The sequence below is a fragment of the Microvirga sp. Mcv34 genome (assembly GCF_024519725.1).
Classification (GTDB): Bacteria; Pseudomonadota; Alphaproteobacteria; order Rhizobiales; family Beijerinckiaceae; genus Microvirga.
In genome coordinates, this window is record NZ_JALJRK010000002.1 from 200234 (window position 1) to 209313 (window position 9080).

At 66.4% G+C, this 9080-nt stretch carries 9 protein-coding genes; 1 reads left to right on the forward strand and 8 read right to left on the reverse strand.

The genetic code is table 11. The annotated features are described in order from the left end of the window. Positions 1–46 precede the first annotated feature (46 nt). From OC446_RS02335 to OC446_RS02345, 3 genes are read right to left on the reverse strand one after another with little or no spacing between them, the layout of a single operon-like run. A complete protein-coding gene (locus OC446_RS02335) occupies positions 47–445 on the reverse strand; it encodes a VOC family protein (protein ID WP_262027424.1) in 399 nt (132 codons plus the stop codon). Continuing rightward, positions 445–1821: a dihydroorotase gene (locus OC446_RS02340; protein ID WP_262027425.1), complete on the reverse strand. Its 1377-nt coding sequence runs from the start codon at positions 1819–1821 to the stop codon at positions 445–447. The genes OC446_RS02335 and OC446_RS02340 overlap by 1 nt, the downstream gene beginning before the upstream one ends. Beyond that, a complete protein-coding gene (locus tag OC446_RS02345; RefSeq protein WP_262027426.1) occupies positions 1818–2477 on the reverse strand; it encodes an aspartate/glutamate racemase family protein in 660 nt (219 codons plus the stop codon). The genes OC446_RS02340 and OC446_RS02345 overlap by 4 nt, the downstream gene beginning before the upstream one ends. A 156-nt stretch (positions 2478–2633) precedes the next feature. Here OC446_RS02345 and OC446_RS02350 point away from each other — a divergent pair, with 156 nt between their 5' ends. Further along, entirely contained in the window at positions 2634–3380 is a 747-nt protein-coding gene (locus OC446_RS02350) for a GntR family transcriptional regulator (RefSeq protein WP_262027427.1), read from the forward strand. An 80-nt stretch (positions 3381–3460) separates the two neighbouring features. Here OC446_RS02350 and ald read toward each other — a convergent pair whose 3' ends face one another. The 5 genes from ald to ehuD all read right to left on the reverse strand — a co-directional run. Further along, on the reverse strand, positions 3461–4588 hold the full coding sequence (ald, locus tag OC446_RS02355) for an alanine dehydrogenase (RefSeq protein WP_262027428.1): 1128 nt from the start codon (positions 4586–4588) through the stop codon (positions 3461–3463). 95 nt (positions 4589–4683) lie between these two features. After that, the gene (locus tag OC446_RS02360) at positions 4684–6075 is read right to left on the reverse strand and encodes an aspartate aminotransferase family protein (RefSeq protein WP_262027429.1); all 1392 of its coding nucleotides are present in this window, start codon (positions 6073–6075) and stop codon (positions 4684–4686) included. Between the two features lie 13 nt (positions 6076–6088). Next, the gene (locus OC446_RS02365; RefSeq protein WP_410054993.1) at positions 6089–7606 is read right to left on the reverse strand and encodes an NAD-dependent succinate-semialdehyde dehydrogenase; all 1518 of its coding nucleotides are present in this window, start codon (positions 7604–7606) and stop codon (positions 6089–6091) included. A gap of 95 nt (positions 7607–7701) precedes the next feature. Beyond that, positions 7702–8505 (reverse strand): ectoine/hydroxyectoine ABC transporter ATP-binding protein EhuA, encoded by an 804-nt coding sequence (gene ehuA, locus OC446_RS02370; protein WP_262027430.1) that lies wholly within the window; start codon positions 8503–8505, stop codon positions 7702–7704. Beyond that, the coding region (gene ehuD, locus OC446_RS02375) for an ectoine/hydroxyectoine ABC transporter permease subunit EhuD (RefSeq protein WP_262027431.1) at positions 8502–9080 on the reverse strand (579 nt) is incomplete at its 5' end. The genes ehuA and ehuD, both read right to left, overlap by 4 nt.

The window sequence follows — 9080 nt, forward strand, 5'->3', positions numbered from 1 at the left end:
GGAGTTCCCTTCTTTTCATCTGCCGTTCTTTTGCCCGCAGTCAGTCTTATCGGAGTGCGGTCTGCACCTCGATCTGGTAGCCCTCCGGATCCTCGAGCACGAAGGCGCGGATCCCGAGTGAAGCGCTGTCTTTCGGTTCGGTCAGGCCCGCGACCTTGCGCGCGGCGAGATAGCGGTGCCAGGCGTCGACATCCGGCACGCGGATGCAGACCTGGACGGGCTTGACGGGATGGGCGCGGTGCATACCGCGGGTTTCGTCGACGAGGCCGATATAGGCATGATCCGCGATGCGCAGGATCTTCGACCAGCCCTGGTCGATCTCGAGCGGAAAGCCCATCACTTCGGTATAGAATGCGAAGGCCCTGGGCAGGTCGATGTAGTAGAGGAACGTGATCGCCTTTTCGACGATGCCGTTATCAGGTGGAGTGAGGGCGGGGTCGCTCATTAGGGCGTGTTCTCCTGAAACCATTTGGAAGCGCCGCGGGTGACGAAGCGGCCGGAACCGGGCGTGTTGACGACGGATGTTCCGTCATAGGCAAGCGCGCCGCCGAGATAGGTGCGGGCCACGCGTCCCGCGAAGAGGCGCCCGTCATAGGGGCTCCAGCGCAGTCCGTCCTCAGCGCGCGAGGAATCCCAGACCGTGTCCGCCTCCTCGAAGACGGCGATGTCGGCGTCGGCGCCGGCTTGCAGCGCGCCTTTGCGCGGATAGAGGCCGAAGAACCGTGCCGGCCGTTCCGACAGGTGTTCGGCGGTCATTCGGGCGGCGTCGGCGCCTCGCGCCTTGGCCGCGGTGAAGAAGGCCGGCAGGAGCGTCTCCATGCCGGGCACGCCTGCGCCCGCGTCGAAGATGATGTCGGTGAGCTTGTTGTCGATCGGCCAGCTCGAATGGTCGGAGCTGACGAAGGCGATGCGGCCTTCGACCAGCTCCTGCCAGAGAGCGTCGATCTGGCCGGGGCGGATCGGCGGATTGACCTTCATGCGCGCGCCGAGTTCGTCGCCGTCGCGTTCCGGATCGAACCAGAGATAATGGACGCAGAGCTCGCCCGTCGCCCGATATCCGTCACGGACGTAATGGTCGACGAGCTGGAAGCCCCGCGGCAGGCTGATATGCACGATGTGAGCGTGGGCGCCGGCGCTTGCGGCGAGTTCGAGGAAATGGGCCGTCGAGGCCAGTTCGGCGGCCGGCGGCCGACTCGGCGAGTGAGCGGCAATTCCCTTGTGTCCGGCGGCACGGGCGGCCGCCATTCGGGCGCGGACGATTTCCTGATCCTCGTTGTGAAGGCCGAGGGGCAGGTCGGTCGCGGCGAGCGCCTCGAGCAGGTCGAGCGTCATGGCGGCGTCGATGCGGGGAAACCGGGTCGGACTGCTCTCGAAGGCCGAGATCTTGAAGGCGACGACGCCGCCTTCCGCCAGTCGCGTGACGTCGTCCAGCGGCTGGCCCGGCATGACGGTGCCGTAAAGCGCGACATCCGCGTGCGCGTAGCGATGGATCGCGTCGACCTTGGCGGCGAGATGCGCGCCGGAGCTCAATGGTTCCGGATTGTCGTAGGGCATGTCGACGAGCGTCGTGACGCCGCCGGCGATCGCCGAGCGGGTCGTCGGCTCGATGCCGGGAAGTCCGAGATAGCTGCCGGCATGGGTCTGGCCATCGACGATGCCCGGCAGGATATAGGCGCCGCCGGCGTCGTGCGTCTCCCTGGCCTCCGGCGCCTCTCCGGTGCCGACCGCATGGATCATGCTCCGCTCGACGGCCACCCATCCGTTGGTCAGCGTGGCCTGCGGGGTGACGACCGTTCCCTTGATCACGAGATCGACGCTCACCGGCCCCTCCCCACATAGCGCAGCTCGGCATGGGTGCAGGCCAAGGCCACGCCGGCCTGGACCGGATCGATCACCGGCAGGCCGAGCTCCGCCTGCAGGGCTGCACGATAGGTGCCCAGCCCGGCACAGCCCAGGATGACGACATCCGCCCCGTCCTCGTCGCGCAGCGCGGCTCCGATGTGCGCTACCCGTTCGACCACGTTCGAGGCGACCAGCTCGACGATCGTCATGTCGAGCGAGCGGTCGCCGACAAGCCTGCGTTCGAGCTTCAGAGCTTCGAGATAGCGGCGGTGCCGCACGATCGACGACGGTCCGAGGGACACGATCCCGAAGCGCTTTCCGAGGCCGAGCGCCGCCAGGTAGGCCGCCTCGGCGATGCCCGTGACCGGCAACGGCGTTGCGGCGCGGATCCGGTCGATGCCCGGGTCGGAGAAGCAGCTGATCACGATCGCATCGGCGCGGGCGCTCCCGACGGTGTCGAGAAGGAGAGGGATCACTTGGGATACGTGCTCGTCGGTCTCGATGCCCGGCGGCGCATCCCCGAGCTCGACGCAACGGATTCGATGGCCGTTTCCATCGAATGGCCCGAGGCATCGTTCCATCGACCGGGTCACGGCCGTCGAACTGTTGGGGTTGATCACCAGTATCTCTGCCAAGGGCCCCTCCGGCCGAACTTCAAGGTCCGGTTTGGTAATATTCCTGGTAATATACTACGAAATATGTCATGTCGAGTCCTGCTTGCTTGCACAAGGCCCGAATAAGGGGGAGAAAGGCGAGTTCGGCTGAACGGGCTGGAGCGGCGGACGCAAGGAATGCAATCCGCCTGGCTCGAAATGGGGAGCACGACGATATTGCAGACGCTCGTTTCCACCGGCGAGGGAAAAGGTGCTCGCGGCAAGAAGCTGTCGCTGACCGAGACCGCCTATCTGGCCCTGCGGGCTCGGGTGCTGTCAGGGGAGCTGAGGCCCAGCGCCGAGTTCTCGGAGGCGGAGCTGGCCGAGCAGCTCTCGATGAGCAAGACGCCGGTGCGCGAGGCGCTCGGCCGCCTGGTCGCCGAGGGCCTGATCGAGGCCTTTCCGCGTCGCGGCTACAGGGTCACGCCGGTGACCGTGAAGGACATCAACGACCTCTTTGCCATTCGCGCCATGACGGAGGGAACGGCAGCCGCGATGGCGGCGCTGAACCTGACATCGTCCGATCTCGACCGGCTCGAGGCGCTGGCGGAAGCACGCTACGACCCGTCGCAGGGCGAGAGCGTGCAATCCTTCGTGAAAGCCAATCGCAATTTCCATATGGCCATTGCGGAAGGCGCCAACAATCCGCGCCTGTTGGCGATGGTCGCGGCCTATCTGGACGAATGCACCCGTCTCTTCTATCTCGGCGCTCTCAGCCGCGACGTGAATCCCGAAACCAGCGACGACCACCGTCGCATCGTGGGTGTTCTGCGCCTGCGCGATCCCGAGCAGGCGCGGGCCGCGATGGTGGAACACAGCGAACATACGCAGCAGGGCATTCTCAAGGCGCTGATCTCCAGCGACACGTCGGCGCTGACCCTATGATGCAAGGGAAACACCGCTCCAGCGCCTGATCTCTCCGCGATGAAACGGACACGGGATCGGCGCGCTTGAGACAGGACGTCCTACGCGCCGTGGTTCTCCACCAGGGTGCGGGCCGGCGTATAGGGAAGATCCTGCGCTTCCGCGACGGGCTGGCAGGTGATCTTGCCATCGAACACGTTCAGGCCGGCAAGCAGGTGCGGATCCTGCAGCATGGCCGTGCGCCAGCCCTTGTCGGCGAGAGCCAGCACGAACGGCAGGGTTGCGTTGTTGAGAGCCAGCGTGGATGTCCGGGCCACCGCGCCGGGCATGTTGGCGACGCAGTAATGAACGACGTCGTCCACCACATAGGTCGGATCGGAATGGGTGGTCGGACGGGACGTCTCGAAGCAGCCGCCCTGGTCGATGGCGACGTCCACGACGACGGAGCCCTTCTTCATGGTGCGCAGGACCTCGCGGGTCACCAGCTTCGGGGCGGCGGCCCCAGGGATGAGCACCGCGCCGATGATGAGATCGGCCTCCCGGGCAAGCTCGGCGATCGCCGCGCGCGTGGAATAGACCGTCGAGATCGCATTGCCGAACTGGCTCGAGAGACGCCGCAGGGCTTCCGGCGACCGGTCCACGACCGTGACCTGCGCGCCCATGCCGACGGCGATCGTGGTCGCATGGGTGCCCGATACGCCGCCGCCCAGGATCACCACGGAAGCGGCCGGAACGCCCGGAACGCCGCCGAGCAGAATGCCGCGTCCGCCCTGGGCCTTTTCGAGCACATGGGCGCCGACCTGCGGGGCCAGCCGTCCCGCCACCTCGGACATCGGCGTCAGAAGGGGCAGGGCGCCCGAGGGCGAGGTCACCGTCTCGTATGCGATGCAGATCGCTTTCGATTCCATGAGATCCCGGGTCTGCTCCGGATCCGGCGCGAGATGCAGGTAGGTGAACAGGATCTGTCCCGGCCGCAGGCGCTTGCGCTCCTGTGCCAGAGGCTCTTTGACCTTCACGACCATGTCGGCATCCGCGAAGATCGCGTCGGGGCCATCGACGATCTCGGCTCCGGCCGATCCGTAATCGTCGTCGGTGAAACCCGAGCCGAGGCCGGCCCCGGACTGCACCATGACCCGGTGACCGTGCAGGACCAGTTCGTGAACGGATGAAGGTATCAGGCCCACGCGGGCCTCGTTGTCCTTGATTTCAGACGGCACCCCGACCAGCATTGAGCGTCTCCCAGATGTTTCCGGCCTTGTCATGTCGTCGATGACGGCTCGAATAACGGGCAGGCTTTCGCACCTGCCCGTTAAGGATTAAAGCATCAGAGAGCGGCCGTCACGCTGTCTACGGCCTCCTTCGCGGCGGACACGATGATGTCGGCCTCGTCCCTCGTCAGGCAGAGCGGCGGAGCAAAGCCGAGGATGTCGCCCTGCGGCATGGCGCGTCCGATGACGCCCCGCTCCAACAGGGCCGCAGTGATGCGCGGGCCTACCTTCTCGGACGGATCGAAGAACACGCGGTCGTCCCGGTCGCGCACGAACTCGACGGCCGCCATGAGGCCTTCGCCGCGCACCTCGCCCACGAAGCGGTTCGAGCCGACGGCCTCCCGCAGCGCGGTGTTGAAATAGGCTCCGACCTCGCGGGCATTGGCCACGATGTCCAGTTCGTCGACGAGCTCGAGGTTCGCCACGCCGGCTGCCGCGCAGAGCGGGTGGGACGAGTAGGTCCAACCATGGCCGATGGGCCCGTAGGTGTCGGAGCCCTGCTCCAGCACGCGCCACATCTTCTCGGACACGATCACGCCCGAGAGAGGCGCGTAGGCGGAGGTCAGGCCCTTGGCGATCGTGATCAGGTCCGGCCTCATGCCGTAATGATCGGACCCGAACATGGTGCCGAGACGCCCGAAGCCGGTGATGACCTCGTCGGCGATGAGAAGGATGTCGTGCTTCTTGAGCACGGCCTGGATCTTCTCCCAATAGCCCTTGGGCGGGGGCACGATGCCGCCGGTGCCGAGCACCGGCTCGCCGATGAAGGCCGCGATGGTCTCCGGGCCCTCGGCCTGGATCATTTCCTCCAGCTTGTCGGCGCAGAATTGCGAGAACTGCTCCTCGCTCATGCTGCGGTCGGGACGGCGGAAATAATACGGGGCTTCGGTGTGCAGGATCGGCGGGCGCGGCAGGTCGAACAGGTTGTGGAACGCCGCGAGGCCGGTGAGGCTGCCGCTCATGAGGCCCGAGCCGTGATAGCCGCGCCAGCGGGAAATGATCTTCTTCTTCTCGGGCCGGCCGAGCACGTTGTTCATGTACCAGACGAGCTTGATGTTGGTCTCGTTGGCATCCGAGCCCGACAGGCCGAAGAACACGCGGCTCATGCCTTTCGGGGCCCGGTCGATGATCATCTTCGCGAGACGGATCGACGGTTCGGAGCCGTGGCCCACATAGGCGTGGTAATAGGGCAGGGCGGCCGCCTGGGCGGCGATGGCGTCCGTGATCTTGGTTCGACCGTAGCCGACGTTTACGCAATAGAGGCCCGCGAAGGCGTCGAGGCTGCGCTTGCCCTGCCGGTCGACGATATAGACGCCTTCGCCGCCGGTGATGATGCGGTTGGGCGTTTCTCCGCGTGCATGCTGGGCCATGTGGGTCGAAGGATGGAAAAAGTGATCCCGGTCCCAGGCGTTGAGTTCGTTGTCGAGATTGTTCGCTTCGTTCAGCATATCTGGCTCCGGATCATTGGATGTCGATGCAAAGGTATTTGAGCTCCGTGAAGGCCTCGAGGCCGTGGCGCGATCCCTCCCGCCCGAGGCCCGATTGCTTCGTGCCGCCGAACGGGATCGGGGCGCCGGTGATCTTCACGCGATTGATCGCCACCATGCCGTATTCGAGAGCCCGGCCGAGCCGCAGGGCGCGCGCGCCGTTCTCGGTCACCACATAGGCCACGAGGCCGTATTCGGTGGCGTTGGCCCGCGCCACCACGTCGTCCTCGGTGTCGAACGGCGTCACGGCGGCGATCGGCGCGAAGGTTTCCTCGCGCATGATCAGCGCGTCGTCCGGCACGTCGGCGAGCAGGGTCGGCGTCACGAAGAGCGGTCCCGGCCCGCCGTCGTCCGCCGTCAGGCGACGGGCGCCCTGCGCGATGGCATCGGCGACCTGCGCCCGCGCCTTCTCCACGGCGTTGGCATGCATGAGCGGACCGATCTCCGTGTCGGCGTCCAGGCCCGGCCCCACACTCAGCGCGGCGATGCGCCGGCCGAAGGCCTCGCAGAAGGCCGGGTAAATGCCGCGCTGGACATAGATGCGGTTGGCCGCCAGGCAATCCTGGCCGGAGGTCGCGAACTTCGCCGCCATGGCGATCTCGACAGCTTTGTCCAGATCGGCATCGTCGAACACGATGAGCGGCGCGTGACCGCCCAGCTCCATCACGAGGCGCTTCATGGTGGAGGCGCAGCGGGCAGCGATCTTGCGTCCGATCTCCGTGGAGCCGGTGAAGCTGACGACCCGCACGCGCTCGTCGTCGCAGAAGCGGTTGGCGATGGATTCGGCGTCGCCCGTCACGATGTTGAGGACGCCGCGGGGAAGGCCCGCCCGTTCCGCGAGTTCCGCCAGCGCCAGCGCCGACAGCGGCGTATAGGAGGACGGATGAGCGACGATCGTGCAGCCTGACGCCAGGGCGGCGGCGGCCTTGCGCGTCAGCATGGCCGACGGGAAGTTCCACGGGGTCAGGAGAGCCGCGACGCCGAGCGCCTCGCGGCGCACCAGCATCTCGGCGCCCGGGAGGTGGCTCGTCACGCTTTCCACGTTCAGCCGCTTGGCCTCTTCCGCGTACCATTCCACGAACGACGCCGCATAGGCGATCTCGCCCTGCGACTCGGAGAGGGGCTTGCCCTGTTCGAGCGTCATGATGAGGGCGAGATCGTCCCGCGCCTCGAGGATGAGCGCGTGCCAGGCGCGCAGGCGCTCGGAGCGCTCCTGCGGCAGCAGGGATCTCCAGGCCGGCAGGGCGCGGGCGGCCGCATCGACGGCACGGCCCGCCGCATCGGCGCCGAGGCGCGAGACATGGGCGATGGTCAGGCCCGAGGACGGATCGTTGACCGCGAAGCGGGCATCGCCGGGAGCCGCCGTCCAGCGTCCGTCGATATAGGCCATCTCGCGCAGCAGGCGGGGATCGCGCAGGCGGCTGAGGGCCGGGTGAGTGTCCCCGTTAGCGGGGACGAGAACGGGAGCGGTGGTCTGTGTCATTGCGTTCATGCGTCGCTCTCCTCGCGTCGTGGTGGAGAGACTACCGAAGGTCGCGGCGAGACGATCTCGGTTCTTGGCCGTTCGGGCAGAGAGAGTCTCGGTTTTTACTGCGCGCGCCTGAGACTTTCTCGCGGAGGTTCCTGATCGCCCAGGATGGAGCTCAGGAATTCCCGGGTCCGGGGCTCCTGCGGGTTGGTGAAGAAGCGCTCCGGCTCGCCCTCCTCCACGATGCGCCCCTTGTCGAAGAAGCAGACCCGGTCGGATACTTCGCGGGCGAAGCGCATCTCGTGCGTCACGAGGAGCATCGTCAGGTCGTGCTCGTGCGCCAGATCGCGGATGACGCCGAGCACCTCACCGACCAGCTGCGGGTCGAGCGCGGAGGTCGGCTCGTCGAACAGGAGCACGCGCGGCCGCATGGCGAGGGCGCGGGCGATGGCGACGCGCTGCTGCTGGCCGCCGGAGAGCTGGCTCGGAAAATGATCCCGCTTGTCGGAGAGACCGACCATGCGCAGCAGTTCGGTGGCGCGGCTCTCCGCCTCGTCCCGCTTCATCTTCAGCACCGCCACGGGCGCCTCGACGACGTTGCGCAGGACGGTCATGTGCGGGAACAGGTTGAAGCTCTGGAACACCATGCCGACATTGCTGCGGATCCTGTGGAGGTGCTTCTCGCTCGCCTGGAAGGGGCCGCGGCCGTTGGGCTCGTGATAGCTGATCCCGTCGATGTCGAGCGTGCCCTCCTGAAACGGCTCGAGGGTCATGAGAATGCGCAGGACGGTCGATTTGCCGGAGCCCGACGGGCCGATCAGCGTCACCTTCTCGCCGCGGCGGACCTCGAAGTTGAAATTGTCGAGCACGGTCAGCGCACCGAAGCGCTTGGTGACGTTCTGGAAGCGGATAATCGGGGTCATCGCAGGGGAATCCCAGTTTTGGGCAAAGCTCTTTCAACCGCATAGATGAGAGCCGAGCAGATGAGGGTCATGGGAAGGAAGATCAGGCCGACCATGGAAAGCGGCACGAGATACTCGAAGGTCCGCTCGCCGATCATGTTGGCGAGGCCGAGCATGTCGAGTACGGTCACGACGGAGAGCACCGGCGTCTCCTTGAGCATCGAGACCAGGTAGTTGCCGAGGGCGGGCACGATCCGCGGGATCATCTGCGGCACGACGATGTCGCGGTAGAGCTGAAGACGCGTGAGGTTCAGGGCTGTTGCGGCCTCCCACTGCCCGCGCGGCACCGCATTGATGCCGGCGCGATAGACCTCGGACGTGTAGGCCGAATATTGCAGGCCGAGCGCCAGGGCGCCGGTCATGAAGGCGGGAAGGACGATGCCGAAATCGGGCAGCACGTAATAGAGAAAGAAGAGCTGGACCAGCAGCGGCGTATCCCGGACGAACTCGGTGAAGCCCGCCACGGTCCAGGAGATCGCCTTGATCCGGCTGCGCCGCAGAAGCGCCAGCACGAGGCCGAGCACGAGGGAGATCGG

Coding starts and splice junctions, on each gene's coding strand:
- OC446_RS02335 (WP_262027424.1), bottom strand. CDS start 445: ATGAGCGACCCCGCCCTCACTCCACCTGATAACGGCATCGTCGAAAAG.
- OC446_RS02365 (WP_410054993.1), bottom strand. CDS start 7,606: ATGAACGCAATGACACAGACCACCGCTCCCGTTCTCGTCCCCGCTAAC.
- ald (WP_262027428.1), bottom strand. CDS start 4,588: ATGCTGGTCGGGGTGCCGTCTGAAATCAAGGACAACGAGGCCCGCGTG.
- OC446_RS02350 (WP_262027427.1), top strand. CDS start 2,634: ATGCAATCCGCCTGGCTCGAAATGGGGAGCACGACGATATTGCAGACG.
- ehuA (WP_262027430.1), bottom strand. CDS start 8,505: ATGACCCCGATTATCCGCTTCCAGAACGTCACCAAGCGCTTCGGTGCG.
- OC446_RS02360 (WP_262027429.1), bottom strand. CDS start 6,075: ATGCTGAACGAAGCGAACAATCTCGACAACGAACTCAACGCCTGGGAC.